Here is an 18,524-nt window from a genome sequence, read left to right as displayed (position 1 = left end):
ACCCCCTATTTCAACTTTTTATGGAGCTCGTACAATAAATTCATCGCTTGAAGTGGTGTCATATCTAATAAATCGACTTCTTTTATTTTTTCTACTACTCGTATTTCTTTTGTTGACAGCTCCTGCTTTTTCGGCTCCTTTGGTTCATCGAAAAAGGAGAGCTGTGCCGGCTGTTGATGGGCAACTTGCTCCGTTTTTTCCACGGTCATGGCTGGAATATCCTTGGCATCCGATTGTTCTAAAGCTGTCAAAATTTCATTGGCCCGGTTAATTAATTCTTCCGGAAGCTCGGCTAGTTGGGCCACATGAATTCCGTAGCTCTTATCAGCCGGACCTTCTTTAATTTTATGAAGGAATACGACCTTGCCTTGATGCTCGATGGCGCTGACGTGAATATTCTTCAGCTTGACAAGCTCCTCCTCCAAGACTGTCAACTCATGATAGTGGGTTGAAAACAGCGTCTTTGCTCCGATGCGGGTATGAATGTATTCAATGATCGCTTGAGCTAGAGCCATACCATCATATGTCGAGGTTCCGCGGCCGATTTCATCAAACAAAATCAAACTGTTCTGCGTCGCATTGGCAATCGCATTCCTTGCTTCGAGCATTTCGACCATAAAGGTACTTTGTCCGCTAATTAAATCATCAGCAGCCCCAATCCGGGTAAATACCTGATCAAAAATCGGCAGAATCGCTTCCGTTGCCGGTACATAACAGCCGATTTGCGCTAAAATGGCCGTCAAGGCGATTTGTCGCATATAGGTGCTTTTCCCCGACATATTCGGCCCGGTAATCAGCAGAACTTCCCGTTCATTGTCCATGAAACAGTCATTTGGAACATATTCCTGAGCATTCAGTACTTTTTCCACAACAGGGTGCCTGCCTTCTTTCAGTACCACTTTGCGTTCATCTGAAAACTGTGGCTTCACATAACGGCGTTCCTCGCTCACCTGGGCAAAGCATTGCAAAACATCCAGCTCGCTGATATATTTCGCTAAAGCCTGTAAGCGCGGGATTTGTTCCTTAACGATTTCGCGAATTTCGCTAAACAGCTCATATTCAAGCTCGCCGCATTTTTCCTCGGCTTGTAAAATTAACGCTTCTTTTTCCTTTAAATCCGGTGTGATAAAGCGCTCGGCATTGGTTAACGTCTGTTTTCGCTCATATTGACCTTCTGTAAGCAAATGCAGATTGGCTCTTGTTACTTCTATATAATATCCAAAGACACGGTTATAGCCGACCTTCAGCGATTTGATGCCGGTTTTTTCCCGTTCCTCCCGTTCCAGCTGGGCAATCCACGTTTTTCCGTTCCGGCTGGCATCACGGTAATTGTCTAATTGAGCATTGTAGCCATCGCGGATCATGTTCCCTTCTTTTAACGACAGCGGCGGGTTCTCGACAATCGCCTGCTCGAGCAAATCGGTCACATCTTCACATGGGTCGAGCTGTTCTGCCAATTCACTTATGTCTTCATTCTGCATCGATTGGAGGATTTGTTGTAAAAAAGGAACCTGGATCAGCGAGCGTTTTAACTGTACTAAATCACGGGCATTGACATTTCCAAACGCGACACGGCCGGCTAACCGCTCTAAATCATATACTTCCTTTAATTTTTCACGAAGCTCCTGCCGTTCAAAATAGTGATTCAACAGGACCTCAACCAGTTTGTGGCGCTGTTCAATCATGCTCTTCGAAATCAACGGACGGTCAATCCAGGTTTTCAGCATCCTCCCGCCCATCGCGGTCATCGTTTCATCCAGCAGCCATAACAGGGAACCCTTTTTCCCTTTGGAACGAATCGTTTCAGTTAATTCAAGGTTGCGTTTCGAATAATAATCAATTTTCATATATTGATGAATTTGATAAGTCGTCACAGCTTGAAGATGGTCAAGACTTCTTTTTTGCGATCGATATAAATAGTGGAAAAGCCTTGCGGCGGTTTGCTTCAGTTTATTTTGCTCCATTCCTTCGAGCAGGTGGGAAAAATTCAATTCTATTGAACTATTATCTTCAATTGAAATGGCCAGCACATCGCGTTCGCGCATTTTTTTCTGAAGTTCGGCATCAAAGCTTGATGCGACCACGACTTCCTTTGTGCTTAAAACCGCCAGTTCATTTAACACTTCATCAAAATTGGATAGTAGCGTTACCCTGCTTTCTCCAGTGGATAGATCTGTATAGGCAAACCCAAAGGTTTGGTCATCAAAAGCGGTGATTGAAGCAATATAATTGTTTTCTTTATCCGTTAATCCTTTGCCTTCCATAACGGTTCCGGGTGTGATCAGCTGGACAACTTCCCGCCTTACCACTCCTTTGGCCTGCTTCGGATCTTCGGTTTGCTCGCATATTGCAACCTTATAGCCTTTCGTAATTAATTGTTCAATGTAGTTGGCGGCTGAATGATACGGCACCCCGCACATTGGAATCCGATCTTCGGTGCCGCCCTCACGGCTCGTTAACGTAATCTCTAATTCTTGTGAAGCTTTAATCGCATCGTCAAAAAACATTTCATAAAAGTCGCCTAAGCGGAAAAATAAAAAGGCATCTTGATAGTCTGCCTTAACGGTTAAATATTGTTGTATCATTGGCGTATAAGCTGCCATAATGACCTCCAGATTCAAATCATTTCGAGTATCTTCGACAAACTATTATAACATATTCGTCAGGTGACAGGCACTTGTCGAATATATACCAATTTTGATGTATATTTTTTCTATTCATTTCGCTTGAATTTTTAGAAAATTATGTTAATCTAAAATTAATTTTTATAATATTATTTATATTGGGAATAATTGTCTTTGAAACACCTTGATAACATTCGAATTGATAAGTGGAGAGGGGAGTGATTTTAGTTTCGTAGAAAAACTTTTTCACTATGATGATGTTGTTTATTCAGTGATTTTTTTCCAAATATATTGTATTGGAGTGGATAGAATGAATAATTCTAAAAATGGTTCGTATGAAATGGCAGGCGTTGATATTTGTCATGCTTGCGGTAATGTAAAAGTGTCCTTTGAAGGTTCTCAATCAAATAAAAAATTGAATATTTTTTATACGGCATTTGGATGGTTGTTCGCCGCAATTTCCTTTCTCTTTCTGCCAATTGTTTTTGGGGCAGCCGCATTTTTCTTGGGATTATTAACGTATTACGAAAGAAATAAGGTTCATGGCGCCATTTTAATGGTCTTTGCAACACTTGGAGTAGTCCTCGGCTCACTGTTCAGCTTCTTTGTCGCCGGAACCATGTTTATTTAAAAAAGATCTTCCTTATGGTAGGCAAAACCTTGCTTATCTACCGTAAGGTTTCTTTTTAGCACCATATATTCAATCTTTCACATGGTGCCTGTCACCGATAAATGGTAAACTTTTCATTGACCTTTTTCAAATTAATTATTATAATAAATAACGTTCCTTTTATATTTTGTCCCGATAGCTCAGCAGGATAGAGCAACAGTTTCCTAAACTGTAGGTCGGAGGTTCGAATCCTCTTCGGGACGCTAAAAGACCCTTGCCTCGGCAAGGGTTTTTCTGTTTTATCTGTTATAGTTGTATTTATTAAACAGCCGGGTTGCCACCATATTGCCACCAAACATAACTAATTGCCACCAAATGAGACAAAATATTTCTGTCAAAGAAAGTAAATAAATTTAAAAAAGATTGAAATCAATCCTATTAAAAATTCACCCCAAATTTAATGACCACATAAAGGAGCATTTTCAATATTAAATTAAAGTAACCGAAATTGATTCATTCACAATCTCTCCTAGACCATAATATAACTCCCAAACCTAATATTTGTTGTTCCAGAATCCAATATAATACAAAAGACGCCTTCTTATTCAAGAAAAGCGCCCGATTGTGGAATACGATGACTGGAGTTTTTATAAAGTAGATTTTTTTATACAATTGCCGTAACAAAAATGTTCGTTTTTGTTAACAATAAACCAGAAAAATATCACCCTTTTCCCAAGTAGCTCCTTAATTCCCGTACAAATATACAAGAATATATTCTATAGATTTTCGAAGCTTTGTTCTATTACAATTCGTATACCTTAACACATTAGAGGGTTTATTTATAATTCCCTGATGCTCCATAGTCTTTAATTGTTACGTTTACATTGTAGTTAATGGGAATATTAATAAAGGTTTGGTCCCAATCTTTTTTCACCTTTTCCCATACTTTTGGATGCTGAATTTTCAAACGTCCCCCAAAGCCGACAGCGTCGACTTGATATTCCTTTTGCATTTTTTTTAAAGTCAGACCGATCAATTGTTTTACTTGTATTGCCGTAGATTCTTCTGCCCTTTTTAGAAATGCATTTTCAAAAGGAGTACCTGAACCGACCCAATTCTCAATCAATCTTCCTTTTGAATGGATGTTTACATCAAAAGAGATTTTATTACCTCTAACATGTGATGTGATTTTACTTTTAATAGACTCTACCTCATATAAGATCGGGCTATTGGTTTGTTTATCAAAACTTTTCACAACACCGTCTAAACCCTTCCCGGTTAACCATGTGACAGCCTCCAATTCATTTTCATTTAAAAAACCAAGTAATTTTTTTGTCTTTCCTTTAATCACTGCAGCTCCGGCAAATTTCACTTGTCCATTTGCTGCTATTACATTCTGCAAAAGAAAACTTGATCCTGATTGAAGCTTGCCATCTAATTTAATGAGCGAAACAGGAGGCAAAATTCTGGATGATTTATATGCATTATCTATAATACCGTATAGACGTAATGCTGGAACTTCTCCTGGTGTCTTTGAAATTAATGTTTCGCTGGCCCTCCCTTTTGAAATAAAAACAAGACAGCTGGGTCGAAACTCATTATGTCTAAGAGGCATGTCTAGTAAATTTTGTAAATTGACCGACCGAGCCAGTTTTTCTCCAATTACAATGACCTTCATGTGGGCGGCATGAAAAGGAAAATCTGATCTTAAAGATAACTCACGGGCCACCTGAATGATTGAATCTCCCGTTTCAGAAATATTAACGTAGGATTGTTGCGGCGGTCCTCCTTGTTTACCCGATGAACTTGCTATTTGCGGAGTTATCAGTTGGAAGGTGGCAGTGATTCGATTCTTTTTTGAATATCCTCCTCCCTTTTCGTCTAAGTTGTTCTCAGTACTTGACTTCCTGCCTGTATCAAATGCAATTCCTACACCTAAGCTTAAATTTTCAATTTCATGGCTACTCCAACAGCCGGTCAGACAGAATAGCAAAAGACCGGACAGTGAGGTCACAAGAAATCGTAAAATGGTCTGTTTGTACTTCATTGTGTCCTTCTCTCCCATCTCGTAATAATTAGGAGAAGCGGCGGCAGCAATCCAAATAAGTAAAGTGCAGCATTACCCATTAAATCCCCAAGGTTTAAAAAATCATTAAGATTTTTTGGAAAAATGCAGATGAGATAAATAACTGGCAGCAGCCCCACCATAAATGGACGGATGCTTTTGTTGAAAATTTGGGCCAGCCCTAGAGCAGCAGCATAGTGAGCCGTGGTAAAGATGGTAAACATTTGCATAATCCAAATCGCAAGTAACAATGATTCAAATCGTTCAAAAATTAACCCGGAAATTTCAAAACTACGGACCAGGTCAAGCGTCGGCCATGTTCTCGTGACTACTTCATCCGTTGATAACCCACCGATGACCATGACCATGGTTATCAGGTAAAAAATCAAAGCCATACTAATTCCGGCTATGACCGCTTTTACTCCTTTGTTTGGCTCTTTCATAAATCCGACAATGATCAGCATGATCTCAGGGCCGGTATACGCAAGAGCCGTTGACTTTATCCCTTTTAACACTGGAAAAACTCCTGACCCTAGTACCGGGCGTAAATTATCGATTTCAAATATTTTGAAACTCAAAAAAATAGTAAGTAAAAACAAGACAACAGTAATAGGTAATATTATTTGATAATGACGGGCAATCGCATTGATTCCCCCCATGATTAGATAAAGGCCCACCAACATAAACGGCAGAATAATTACCCAGTTGGGAGTTCCCTTCAGTAATATGAACTTAGTTACTTCAGTTAATGAACGTAATTGAAAACCGGCGGACGTTAGAAAATATCCAGTGAGAATAAAACTAAGGAGCACCCCCACCCATTTGCCCACAATTTCCCGGCTGTATTGATAAAAGGTTTTTTGGGGAAATTGCTGACTTAACTTCACCATAACAACTCCAGCTGCCATCGCCAAGAGTCCTCCTAATAGAACGCTTATCCATACATCTGGAGTTTGTACCTTCTCTACAGCTGCTCTGGGCAGGGTAAGGATTCCTGTCCCAAGTATATAATTGATGACAATAACTGCTGCCTGTTGGGCTGTAATTTGATCTTTTGGATTCAGAATCATCCTTACTAATTCCTTTCTCGACAGGTTATCCCTTACGTAGCTCATCTTTGGCATGATTCATTTTCGGGCGTTTCTTCATGATCAATAGAGGCATGCGAACCATAAAGTCCTTCCAGTCACTTAGGCGATAAGGAACTGCTGGACTTACATAAGGAACACCAAAACTTTTTAGTTTCACTAAATGGCTGGTAAGCAAAAGGAAAAATATAATGACTCCATATAATCCTAATAGCGCAGAAAAAATCATCGCTACGAAACGCAGAGAACGCAGTGCTATCCCTGCATTATATTGCGGAATAGCAAACGATGAGATCGCCGTCAATGATACGATTATGACTAACATAGGGCTAACAATTCCGGCTTGTACAGCCGCTTCGCCAATGATTAAACCACCGACAATCCCCATTGCAGGTCCGATTGGTTTTGGCAAACGGAGTCCAGCTTCCCGCAAAATCTCAATTGAGATTTCCATGAATAACGCTTCGATTAGTGCTGGAAATGGAACCTGAGCTCTCGATCCTAATATGGAAATGGCTAATTTAGTAGGAATCATTCCGGGATGGAATGAGATAAAAGCAATATACAAAGCCGGTGAGAAAAGGGACAGAATCGCTGCCAGGTATCGAAGCAACCGGATCAACGAACCAGGAATCCATCTTTCATAATAGTCCTCTGGTGATTGCAGCATCATGCTAAAAGTAACCGGAACAATTAAGGCAAAAGGTGTTCCATCGAGTAAAATTGATACCCGGCCTTCCACTAAAGCAGCAACTACCCGGTCAGGACGCTCTGTACTCTGTACCTGAGGAAAAGGACTCAGGTAGTTATCTTCGATAAGTTGTTCAATATAACCCGATTCCGGTACATTGTCGATATCTATTTTTCGAATACGCGCTTCTACCTCTTGTACTAATTGGGGATCAGCAATGTCATTAATGTAAGCGACAACTAAATCTTTTTTTACCCTCTTTCCTACTTTAAAATTTACTAACTTTAAATTTTTATTTTCTCCATTCCCTCTCAAAAGAGATGTATTATCCCTTAAAGATTCAGTGAAACCGGATCGTGGGCCTCTTACTAATGGCTCGGAAACCGGCTCTTCAATTGCCCTTGTTTTTAATTTAGTGGTACCAAGGATTAACACATCGGAAGAGCCATCAATTAATAGTGCAGTAGCACCTATTAACACTTTGGCTGCTAACTCTTTTATTGAACCAACCTCTTCTACCTTACTAATAGGCAGTACTTGGTTTTTTACAAATTCATTTAAATTACTTCCTTTTACAGAGGATAGTTCCAGTTTATATTCCGATGAGAAATTAGCCATCAACGATGTCATGATTTGTTTATTAATCAGATCCTTATCTGCTAATCCATCCACAAAAATAAGGCATGATCGAATGCAGGTGCGACCTATGTTAAACTCTCGATAATGTACATCCCAATTTTGTCCGATTTCATTTTTAACTAATTCAAGGTTTAAAATGATATTATCCGTAAAATGATTATTTAATTCTTGAGGCACGACCTTCTGTTGATCTTCATTTTTGTTAGCTTTTTTATATTTTATTTTCACCTTAAATTTCCTTTCCCTCATTTTCAGCACTGTTCCTCTGATGATCTACGAATCCAATTAAAAAGTCGAAAGATAAAGAACATGGATAGCGCCTTCCTTTGTTAAACATTGCATGGAAAATCGTGGTGATAAACTTATCTTTATCTTGTGAGGTATCTAACAAATCTATTCGGGTACCACCAGCAAAACGCTAATTTACAACGTTAAGGATATTCAAAGTAAAAATCCCAATTTCTCAGCATTAAAATTGAGAAATTGGGATTTTTTGATATTTATGAAAGTGCCCGATTATGGAAGATCATTTATATTTTCTTATTAAAGATTAGCACCCGTTTAGTAAATAGAAAAATTTTCATTTAATACGTTTCTTTCAAATATTAAATTATAAAAGCCATATTTTGTTTGTTTTACAAAAAAATTAATATGGTTTAGGTTGATAAAAATAGTTGGGCTTTATAATTTTATTTTTATATGGTTTATATAAAACCTTATAAAATCAGGCATTTGCCTATGTAATACAGTTTAATATTACACATACCTAAACTGTAGGTCGGAGGTTCGAATCCTCTTCGGGACGCTAAAAGACCCTTGCTTCGGCAAGGGTCTTTTTATTATCTATAAATTAAAACCGCTGCTGCAAGATCAATTCTGCTCGTTTCTCTGCTCCACCAATCTTAATCTTCTTACCATTTATCCGCGTCTTCCACCTCTACCGCCCTGTTTTGCTCCATTGTTACGATTGAGGGTAGACAAATTTTCTTCACTTGTCTTTAAAAAACGAGCCATTTTGTCTTCAAAACTTTCCTTTGATTTGAAATTACCTTTTGGACGAAATTCTTTGGAACGGTTATCTGCTCTTCCTGGGCGTGGTGGGCGTTGTGAATAGGAAGAGGTTTGTCCTTCAGGTCTATCTATAGCTTTTTTGATGGACAGTGAAGTTTTTCCGTCCTTCATACTAACAACTTTTACTTCAACCTGGTCGCCTACTTTGAGATGGTCATTTACATCTTTTACATAGCTATCCGCTACTTCACTGATATGCACAAGACCTGTCGATCCATCAGGTAATTCCACAAAAGCTCCGAAATTAGTAATGCCTGTTACCTTACCTTTTACTTTGCTGCCTATTTCTACTGACATAAAAATATTGTTCCCCCTCAAGAATGTTAAAAACACTTTACTATAAGGAATGATATAAATCGCTAAATATCTTCCTCTTATATTTCCAAATGCAATGATGACAAAAGACAAGTATTAAATATTCAAGTTAAATTTTATCACAATATAGATTGTATTATTTCAAAAAATCCATTATCCACTCATTACCAATTGATACAATCTACACAATTTTAGCTAAAAAACTGGATATTATTAAGAAGTCCTGTCAAACTTATATTATAAAGTATGCATCAAAAACAATAAGTAATAATTGATCAATTCATTATTTGGGTTTCTGAGAGGGTGAGAAAATGAGGGAAAGTCTATTTACTATTGGGGATAAAGTTAAAATAAAAGCGTCTGGTGAATCAGTAACAATCTATAAATCTCAGTATGTTAAAAATATGAAAAGGTACTCTTACATTGTTAATGAATATCCAAAGACCTTCTTCTTTGAAGAAGAATTAATTGAAGAATAAAACCGGATTAATTTTTAAATTAGGAAATTTCGTATTTGTATGCTACACTGATTTTACCATTTGATTTACCGTTCTCCATTCCCTGCTCACTCGTGAGTAGGGTTTTTATGTTATTAAAAAATAAAAAAAGACTCTAGAATAAGAGTCTTTCTATATTCGTTCTTATAATTAAGCTTTTTGAACGTTTGAAGCTTGGGGTCCACGTTGACCTTGCTCTACGTCAAAAGTAACTGCTTGACCTTCTTCAAGTGTTTTGTACCCTTCGCCTTGGATCGCTGAGAAATGAACGAATACATCGTCTCCACCATCGCGTTCGATGAATCCGAAGCCTTTTTCGCCATTAAACCATTTTACTTTACCTTTTTCCATTTGTGTTGCCTCCTAGTGTGTAAATACACACAATATAATACTATCCTTGCTCACAGTGATTATCAAGACGAAAAGCTTTACTGATGCTATCCTTTACACCGAACAAAAATAATTCTTTTAAAGAATAGCATTTTTCGAATGTGTTTGCAAGGATGCTAACTATTAAAACAGCTTAGAAAAGGGGGTTTACTGCTTCACGAAAACATTAAAACTATTTTTATCCGGTCGGCAGCTATATTTTATCAATGATTGTTGAAATATACTGTCTAACCATTCCATAGGTGTATAATGAACGATATTCAGATCATGCATATGATATTTCATGGAGAGAATTCTATACATATGTCGAAAAAAACAAAAAATGAGGTTAAGAAATGAGTAAAAGAAGTTTTGCGGATTATCATGTAAGCAATGAAATAAAAAGAGCACTAGCGGTGTTAAAATACGAAACTCCAACAGAAGTTCAGAGTGTGGTCATTCCATTAGCAATGGAAAATCAAGATCTTGTCGTAAAATCTCAAACAGGAAGCGGCAAGACTGCCTCCTTTGGTATTCCTGTTTGCGAAATGATTAAATGGGAGGAAAAAAACCCGCAGGCCTTAATTCTTACCCCAACCAGGGAGCTTGCGGTTCAAGTCCGCGAAGATATTACCAATATCGGAAGGTTTAAACGCATTAAAGCGATGGCCGTCTATGGAAAGGAACCTTTTACAAAACAAAAGGCAGAATTGAAACAAAAAACTCATGTAGTTGTCGGTACGCCTGGACGGGTCAAAGACCATATTGAACGAGAAACCCTCGTTTTAGATCAAATAAAATATCTTATCATAGACGAAGCTGATGAGATGCTTAATAGAGGTTTTATCGATGAAGTAGAAGCAATCATCAAAGAGCTGCCTTTAGACCGGATAACGATGGTTTTTTCTGCTACTCTGCCTAAAGATGTTGAAAATCTCTGCCATAAATATATGAAAGAGCCGATAAATATCGAGATTGAATCAACCGTGGGAACGGCCGATACCATTGAACATTTTTTAATTGAAGTGATAGAAGAAGAAAAGATCTCACTTCTTAAAGACGTCACGGTAGTAGAAAATCCAGACAGCTGCCTCATTTTCTGCCGCACCAAAGAACACGTTGATGCTGTGTATAGCGAACTGGAAAAAGCTCAATATACTTGTGAAAGACTCCATGGGGGACTAGAACAAGAAGACCGGTTTGCTGTTATGGAAGGTTTCAAAATGGGGAACTTCCGCTATCTGGTGGCCACCGATGTAGCTGCCAGAGGTATTGATATTGATAATGTGACACTTGTCATCAACTATGACGTTCCTATGGAAAAAGAGAGCTATGTACATCGAACCGGGAGAACCGGCCGTGCCGGAAATAAAGGAAAAGCCATTACGTTTTCAACTCCTTTTGAAGGAAAGTTCATGAAAACAATTGAAAAATACATCGGCTTTGAGATACCTACTATGGAAGCCCCCACGCATCAGGAAGTGGCTGGTGGAAAAGCAGCTTTCGAAGAAAAACTTAGCATTAGGCGGATTGTAAGAAATAATAAAACAGCTCGAATTAATTCAGATATTATGAAACTCCATTTTAGCGGCGGAAAAAAGAAGAAAATTCGTGCTATTGATTTTGTTGGAACGATCGCAAAAATCTCTGGAGTCACAGCAGAAGATATCGGCATTATAACCATCCTGGATCAAATGTCATATGTTGATATTCTGAATGGAAAGGGCTCACTAGTTCTACAAGCCATGGAGAATTTGACTATCAAAGGGAAGAAGTTAAAAGTGAGCAAAGCAATTAAATAAAAAGTTTTATAGGAAGCCCTTAAATCCCCCTCACTTAAAAAGATGAGGGGGATATTTGCCTCCATTGTGATATTACACGAGCTGCTGTAAGATCAATTCTGCCGCTTTCCCTGCTCCATCAATCTTAATCTTTTGATAGTTTACGGTCTTTCCTAAGTTTTCTAACACAGCATTGGAAAGCGTGATTTCGTCCGTTTCTGAGAAATTCATTTTGATTCCTGCGCCAATTCTTTCTAGTTTATCAGATACAAGCTTTTGTTCGAAATGCTCTTCTAAAGGAAAATACAGAAAATTCTTATTCAATGCAACAAGTTCCGTCGTTGATGTTCCTCCACCTTGTACAATCGCCAAATCGCAGGCGGCAAAATGCTCATATAATTTAGGCACATAGCCTTTAACCTGAACTCCTTCAGCGGCCATAATGGAATGGGGATCAATTCTTGGCCCGCAAATCAAAACCATCTGTAACTCAGGCAGATTTCCCTTTAACATCCTAAAGGTGCGTGAACATAAATTTAATAGATCCTCTCCAATGGCGGTTCCACCTACAGAACAGATAATAAGTGGCCCTGTCCCGGAACCCAACCGCCTTTTCATCTCGGCGGAATTACTATAATCCTGCGGGTTAAAAGGTAAAATATTGCCCAAAAACTTATAATGCTTTTCCGCATGATTTCTGGCGTTTGGCAAGAATACGCCATAGGATTTGTCCGCAATATCTTCAACATTCCCTACAAACAGAGACAAGTCTTCTACCCAGGGGGTGCGATTGCCTGTTATCCAAGCAAAATTCCATAAATAGGTACCCATTTTCTCAAAGGGATTTTTGGTTGTAGCATCGAAGCCAAAAAAATCATAGATCATTACGAATGGTGCCTTCTTTTTAATTCCTGGAAAGAATAAGAAAGCTAATATCAATTCATAGGCTTCATCAGCGATAATTAAATCGAATTTTTTCTCTTTTGTAAGCTTCCGTATTGCCATTATGCTCTTTCTCCACTCCAAGAGCACCATAAACAGATACTTATTTACATTTAATCCGAACCCATTGGAGACCTTTTCTGCTAAAAAACTATCTTTACCCAACAGCTCGCACTCCGGCAGCAGGTTCTCGCCTGCCTCTTCAATCACTTTGCTTGCTGGGTCTCCAGCCAGCCAGGAAATTGCTATGTCAGGATTTCGCTTTTTCAGTTCTTTTGCAATGGCCAAATCTCTTGCTGCATGGCCGAGGCCAATGGAACTGCTAATAAATAGTACATTCTTTTTCATGGTTCTGTTCCTCATTCCTAATCATTAAAGCTTCTATTTCTATTATGCTTGCATTATCGCATAAAGAAAATAATAAAGCGAAAACATCAAAATAGATGTTTTCGCTTTATTATTTTAATATATGTTGTTCAATAGTAAATAGATTTTTACCCTTCTACTCAAACTTCATCCCCCTTAAGCCAATCGCATAGAACAGGATCATAAATCCGGCTAATGCGAGCGTATCTTTCAATAAAATGCCCGAATTTAGACTGCCGCTCACGATTTCCTTAAATCCTGACATCGCCCAGCTTTGCGGTACAACTAAGGCAATTTTTTGCATAAAATCCGGCACAATGTCCAGCGGCCAGTAAACTCCGCCAAGCATACAGGTGCTGACGATTAAAATAGCATTTAATGCCATCGCTTGCTGTTTCGTTTTGACCAGTCCGGCAATCATCAGCCCGAAGCCGACAACCATTAAAATCACGAGTGATGCAAACGGTACAAGGAGCCCGAGGTTGCCCCAGTTCGTATCAAACATGAACTTCATCGCTGTAATCAGCACCGCAAATTGGATCCATCCCATAAGAAAAAAGGCTCCCAAATAACCGGTAATAATTTCGTATTTACGAGCCGGTGAAACCAACAATCTCCCCCACGTGCCTGCCCTTTGTTCGTCAAGAATGCTGGAGGCCGCGCCCGATAGACCAAACATCATAAACATGATCGCAAAACCGACTACCATTAAATTGGTTTCCACATGCGTATTGGTATCCTTTTGAACAATTTGTTTTTCAACTATAACGCCCCTCTGCTGGGCCACTGCCGCTAAAACATTGGGTAAGGCACCTTCTCCCGCTGCTTGATAGGAACTGTTAATCAGCCGTGCTGTACCTTGTATATAAGGTGCAAGAGCCAGATAATCCTGCGTCTTCTTTTCGATGATGACATCAAATAAAACCTGCTGATTGGCTATTCGCTTTTCAATATCGCTTGGTATAACAATAGCCGCGACCACCTTTTCATCCGTAACATTTGCACGTGCCGTTTTTAAGGCCACCGTTTTCCATGAATAATGTTCGTTCTTTTTTAATAGATTCGTAATTTGCCCACTAATTTCGCTATGGCTGTCAACAATATTTACGACTGGTTTATTTTCCGTTGAACTTGAAGACAATCCGCCGAAAATCCAGCTGAAAAGAAGAGGAAGCACAAACATCAATACCCAGGCACTAGGGGTTTTAAAAAAACTCTTCAGGTGTAATGATAGGATTGGAAATATTCTACGCATACTTTCGCCTCCTTTCAAACGTTAAGCAAACTAAACCAATCGCAAAAAAGAAGAAGCCTAAAGCGATCGAGCCCGCAATGGAAGGAAGAATATCAGCCAACCCTGAACCGGACATCAGCTTTAAGTACGTTTGAAGGGCAAGCCCATTCGGCAAAAATTTTGTGGCCAATATGACCCAATCAGGAAACAGATACATCGGCACCATACTGCCTCCTAAGGCCGCCATAATCTGCGTCCCGAGCATCCCGGCGACATTAAAGCCTTTTTCCGTTTTGATCAATGCCCCGGCCAACATGCCGAGTCCGCAGGCATTCACGACAAAGGCGAATGTCATCACCACAATACCCGGAATCGACGAACCCCAATTCACTCCAAAAATAAGGTTTGTGCCGATAATGATGATAAAGGCCTGAAATAAACAAAGAACAATTAAGCCCAGCATTTTTCCAAAAAGATAATGCGGATAGGTCAGTTTCGTGATCAGTAGGCGCTGATAAACCGTTTCTTCTTTTTCACGGATCATCATCGTAATTCCCTGAACGACGGTCATAAGCAAAAACATCACGCCCATCGCTGCGGCATAATATTGGAAGGATCCGACTGGTTTTGTTTTTTTATTAATCGTGGTTTCTTTTATGAAGGTTTTAGTATCCATGGAGTTATTTTGCGGTATCACATTTCCTTGTTTTGCCACCGTCATGGTTTCAATCGGAATCATTTGTGTAAACTGTTCAATGACACTTTCCACGATGACCGCTTTGATGCCCGGGTCAGGAACCGTTAACAGCTTCACTCGTGTTTCTTTTCCTGCTAGTAAGCTTGACGTAAAATCCGGCTCAATGATGAGACCGACGTCTAATTGATGATCATTTATTTTTTTATGTAATTCCTGTTCTGGATAATACTGAACCTTGATTTGCTTCGACAGACTTTTCTCCAATACATCCTTTGTTAATGCTTTGCTTAACACCCCATGATCTAAATTCACGACGCCAAGGGTGAATTTCTTGATGACAGCATCACTCTCGTTAAAAATATTGCCAAATGCAGCCCCCAAAATGGTTATTAACAATAACGGCATCATCACCAAGGTAATTAAGGCCTTTCGATCACGGATCATCAGCACTAAATCCTTCCAGGCAAGCCACCAGAAACCCATGACCATCACCCCCTTTATTAATCTCTTAAGCTACGACCGGTTAAATGCAAAAACACACTTTCCAGGTTTGGCTCCACAATTTCGACAGAGGTGACCTTTGCTCCCAATTCTGTCACCAGTTGGATCAGTCTGCTTAAGATGCTATGCGGTTCCTTATGAAAAACCAGGAGTTCGTTGTCTTCGAGCTGGATGTCCTTTTCGGAAAAAAGGTTGATTAATGCGTCCGTCAATGGTGTGGAAATTCCAGGCAGGTTCTCAATCGTTAATTTTATTTTTGAGCGATCCTCCATTTTCTCGCGCAGCTCCATTAACGTCCCGCAGGCAATGACTTCACCGTGGTCAATAATTCCGATTCTCTCACAAAGGAATTCCACTTCTTCCATGTAATGGCTGGTGTAGATAATGGTCATGCCCTCATGGTTTAACTGCTTCACTGTCTCTAAAATATGGTTTCTTGATTGCGGATCAATCCCAACTGTCGGCTCGTCCATGATAAGGATTTGCGGCTGGTGGAGAATCGCGGCCCCTATATTCACCCGCCGCTTCATGCCTCCTGAAAATGTAGCAACTTTATCTTTCGCCCGATCGGTTAAGCCAATCAACTCCAGCACTTCATCGACCTTTTTATCGAGTGCCTTTCCACTAAGATCATATAATCTTCCCCAAAATTTCAAGTTTTCCCTTGCTGACATTTCTTGATAAAGGGCAATTTCCTGTGGTACAACCCCGATCCATTTTTGTGCCTGCTTTGGCTGTTTGACCACATCAATCGTATTTAGAATAATCGAACCTGATGTGGGCGGGAACAACCCGGTAATCATGTTGATGGTCGTTGATTTTCCGGCTCCGTTCGGACCCAGCAGTCCAAAGGATTCCCCTTTATTGACGGAAAAGGAAACTCCCTTTACCGCCTTAAATTGGCCGAAGGTTTTTTGTAAACTCTTTACGGTCAACATTTCCACTTGCAACACCCCCTGCTTGATTCTTTCGTCTTAATCATACATTAATCAAACATGAAAAAATATCCATTTCTTCAAAAATATGAATTTATCTTTCTGTAATAGTATTGTTCTAATGATGTAATCCCAAGTCAATACCCGCCAATTTTTTAATGGATACGGGCAACAACCCAGTTTAAATGAATATAGTATCCTAGAGTTTTCTTATTTAAGGGGAGTTGTGTCATGTCAAAAAATAACAATAACGATAGGGGAAGACAAAATAGTAATTGTAAATGTGATTGTTTATGCAGGCTTCTTAAATGCTTCAAGGGCTGTGATGTAACCATTAAAACAAAATCAGGCGACATCATTTTTGGTGTGCTCGTTAAAGTAAAATGCTGCTGTGTACGAATCATTGAGCCTGGTTCGATGTCCCCTTTCGTTAGCGTGAGGCTAGCGGTCATCAGGTGCAAAGACATTGAAAGCTTCAACGTCGAGCTAGACGAAGATGAATAAAAAACGAAAAGAGGGTGTCCCAAAAGTATAACTTTTTGGGGGCACCCCTTTTAGAGTAGATATAACTGTTCAAAAGAACTAGCAAGATAATGAAGTCCAAGAGGTCGTAATTTTGATAACTGTTCTTGAATGATCCTTTTTTCTACTGAACTTTCTGGTAATTCGTAAAGTTTTGTAACTGGTTTTTCCTCGTTAAGATGTTCAATGACTTTAAAAAGCATAATTTTAAATGCATTCTTTAATTCTTCATATTCTTTTGGAAATTGTTTTTCCAATTGTTCATATTCGACTAATGTTTTATGAATGTGAATGAATGATAATCCTCTCCATTCCAAAGCCAAAATAAGAATATCAAGATTGGGATGTTTCTTTACTAGTCTATAATGGTTGCCCCATTGCTCTTTACGTTTTTCTGTTGAAATAGGATGTTCTTGATGGTAGGCGACGGTCAATGGATCCAGTACGAATTGGATTCCATTTTTGTACAACCGATATCCCAACTCCCAGTCTTCTGCTCCATATCCTACAAAGCTCTCATCAAAGTAACCAACTTTATCAACTTGTTCCTTTCTTACTGATACATTACCACTTAAAAATGCAATATAAGGTAACTTAAACTCACTTAAATTATTTTCGAAATGTTTAACCCCACTATTAAGAAAATAACGATTAGGGAATGACAAAGCTTTATAATTTTCATTATCAATATCTTCTTTTGTAACGAGTGGAAAAACTATATCTTTACTATTTTTAAACTCATTATATCTTCTTAAAAAATGCGAATTATTTTTCGCTAAACTATCTAGCAATATCCATTGGCTTGTATTATATTCTTTAAAAATAAAAGTATAAATACCTTCATAATGCATTGCCCCAGTAACAACTAAATTCAATTTCTTTTCATGATGTCTGTAGTGATTTTCAATAAACTTTGAAGGTACTAACATTTCTCCATCTAAAAAGATTAAAATTTCTCCTTCTGAATGCTTTATTCCTATATTTCGCGTGAAAGATCGACCTTTATTTTTTTTAAGCCGGATGTATTTGAATTTAAATGGAACATCAGTTTCTTGGAAGAGAATAGGTGTTTTATCTGTGGAGCAATCATCAATGAGGATTACTTCATATTCAAATTGAGGAAATGTTTGTTTTGATAGGCCGTAAAGAGAAAGTGAAAGTTGATGATACTTATTATAGGTGGGCATGATTATACTCACTTTTACTGGATTATTATGATTGTTTTTGATTTTCAATTCGTATTGCTCATTATCTATGCTAACACCATTTTTTTTAACATTGACAGTCTCCTGTTCATACAAGAGTCTGCTAGTTTCAGCGTCATTATTGTTAATTTCTTTTTCAAAAGAAGCATCAATTGAGTGATTATTACTAGAAGGACCTTTCTTTATTTCATCTTGTTCACTTTGCGTTTTTTTCTTAGACTTTCCAGAGTAAATGTAACCCTGCTTCTTTATTATTTTCATTTATAATTTATTCTCCTTTCAAATTTTTCTAATTACACACTCATTTATAATATGTTTGTTATGTATTTGGTGTAAGGGTGCCTGTCCTAATGCAATAGATTATAGGATCAA

At 38.6% G+C, this 18,524-nt stretch carries 14 protein-coding genes and 1 tRNA gene; 4 read left to right on the top strand and 11 right to left on the bottom strand.

Going from position 1 to position 18,524, the window contains the following annotated elements; all coding sequences use genetic code 11:
- Positions 1 to 5: 5 nt before the first annotated feature.
- Positions 6 to 2,603: a DNA mismatch repair protein MutS gene (mutS, locus tag ACZ5XR_RS07355; RefSeq protein WP_464501012.1), complete on the bottom strand. Its 2,598-nt coding sequence runs from the start codon at positions 2,601 to 2,603 to the stop codon at positions 6 to 8.
- A gap of 331 nt (positions 2,604 to 2,934) precedes the next feature.
- Here mutS and ACZ5XR_RS07350 point away from each other — a divergent pair, with 331 nt between their 5' ends.
- Both ACZ5XR_RS07350 and ACZ5XR_RS07345 read left to right on the top strand, forming a co-directional pair.
- Positions 2,935 to 3,255, top strand: coding sequence for a hypothetical protein (locus ACZ5XR_RS07350; RefSeq protein WP_464501011.1), 321 nt, complete (start codon positions 2,935 to 2,937; stop codon positions 3,253 to 3,255).
- Positions 3,256 to 3,423: 168 nt separating this feature from the next.
- Positions 3,424 to 3,497 (top strand) — tRNA-Arg (locus ACZ5XR_RS07345).
- A gap of 572 nt (positions 3,498 to 4,069) precedes the next feature.
- Here the strand turns inward: ACZ5XR_RS07345 and ACZ5XR_RS07340 are convergent.
- From ACZ5XR_RS07340 to ACZ5XR_RS07325, 4 genes are all read right to left on the bottom strand, one after another.
- On the bottom strand, positions 4,070 to 5,281 hold the full coding sequence (locus tag ACZ5XR_RS07340) for a Ger(x)C family spore germination protein (RefSeq protein ID WP_464501010.1): 1,212 nt from the start codon (positions 5,279 to 5,281) through the stop codon (positions 4,070 to 4,072).
- Positions 5,278 to 6,369 (bottom strand): spore germination protein, encoded by a 1,092-nt coding sequence (locus tag ACZ5XR_RS07335; RefSeq protein ID WP_464501009.1) that lies wholly within the window; start codon positions 6,367 to 6,369, stop codon positions 5,278 to 5,280. The genes ACZ5XR_RS07340 and ACZ5XR_RS07335 overlap by 4 nt, the downstream gene beginning before the upstream one ends.
- Positions 6,370 to 6,394: 25 nt before the next feature.
- Complete coding sequence (locus ACZ5XR_RS07330; protein WP_464501008.1) at positions 6,395 to 7,966, bottom strand: spore germination protein; 1,572 nt, start codon at positions 7,964 to 7,966, stop codon at positions 6,395 to 6,397.
- A 669-nt stretch (positions 7,967 to 8,635) separates the two neighbouring features.
- The gene (locus ACZ5XR_RS07325) at positions 8,636 to 9,085 is read right to left on the bottom strand and encodes a S1 domain-containing RNA-binding protein (protein ID WP_464501007.1); all 450 of its coding nucleotides are present in this window, start codon (positions 9,083 to 9,085) and stop codon (positions 8,636 to 8,638) included.
- Positions 9,086 to 9,414: 329 nt separating this feature from the next.
- Between ACZ5XR_RS07325 and ACZ5XR_RS07320 the strand changes: the two genes are divergently transcribed.
- A complete protein-coding gene (locus ACZ5XR_RS07320; RefSeq protein ID WP_464501006.1) occupies positions 9,415 to 9,582 on the top strand; it encodes a hypothetical protein in 168 nt (55 codons plus the stop codon).
- Positions 9,583 to 9,750: 168 nt separating this feature from the next.
- Here ACZ5XR_RS07320 and ACZ5XR_RS07315 read toward each other — a convergent pair whose 3' ends face one another.
- Positions 9,751 to 9,951 (bottom strand): cold-shock protein, encoded by a 201-nt coding sequence (locus ACZ5XR_RS07315; RefSeq protein ID WP_464501005.1) that lies wholly within the window; start codon positions 9,949 to 9,951, stop codon positions 9,751 to 9,753.
- 374 nt (positions 9,952 to 10,325) lie between these two features.
- Here ACZ5XR_RS07315 and ACZ5XR_RS07310 point away from each other — a divergent pair, with 374 nt between their 5' ends.
- The gene (locus ACZ5XR_RS07310) at positions 10,326 to 11,771 is read left to right on the top strand and encodes a DEAD/DEAH box helicase (RefSeq protein WP_464501004.1); all 1,446 of its coding nucleotides are present in this window, start codon (positions 10,326 to 10,328) and stop codon (positions 11,769 to 11,771) included.
- Between the two features lie 72 nt (positions 11,772 to 11,843).
- Here the strand turns inward: ACZ5XR_RS07310 and ACZ5XR_RS07305 are convergent, their stop codons facing one another.
- From ACZ5XR_RS07305 to ACZ5XR_RS07285, 5 genes are all read right to left on the bottom strand, one after another.
- Positions 11,844 to 13,040 carry a glycosyltransferase gene (locus ACZ5XR_RS07305; protein WP_464501003.1) on the bottom strand — a complete coding sequence of 399 codons (1,197 nt, stop codon included), beginning with the start codon at positions 13,038 to 13,040 and terminating at the stop codon, positions 11,844 to 11,846.
- Positions 13,041 to 13,194: 154 nt separating this feature from the next.
- Positions 13,195 to 14,313: an ABC transporter permease gene (locus ACZ5XR_RS07300; protein WP_464501002.1), complete on the bottom strand. Its 1,119-nt coding sequence runs from the start codon at positions 14,311 to 14,313 to the stop codon at positions 13,195 to 13,197.
- Positions 14,306 to 15,472: an ABC transporter permease gene (locus ACZ5XR_RS07295; RefSeq protein WP_464501001.1), complete on the bottom strand. Its 1,167-nt coding sequence runs from the start codon at positions 15,470 to 15,472 to the stop codon at positions 14,306 to 14,308. The genes ACZ5XR_RS07300 and ACZ5XR_RS07295 overlap by 8 nt, the downstream gene beginning before the upstream one ends.
- 17 nt (positions 15,473 to 15,489) lie before the next feature.
- A complete protein-coding gene (locus ACZ5XR_RS07290) occupies positions 15,490 to 16,428 on the bottom strand; it encodes an ABC transporter ATP-binding protein (protein ID WP_464502253.1) in 939 nt (312 codons plus the stop codon).
- A gap of 551 nt (positions 16,429 to 16,979) precedes the next feature.
- Positions 16,980 to 18,413: a glycosyltransferase family 2 protein gene (locus ACZ5XR_RS07285; RefSeq protein ID WP_464501000.1), complete on the bottom strand. Its 1,434-nt coding sequence runs from the start codon at positions 18,411 to 18,413 to the stop codon at positions 16,980 to 16,982.
- Positions 18,414 to 18,524 lie beyond the last annotated feature (111 nt).

Source organism: Neobacillus sp. Fa239 (assembly GCF_055395235.1).
The sequence above is the reverse complement of the archived record's forward strand: the minus strand, read 5'-3'. Positions and strand labels throughout refer to the sequence as shown.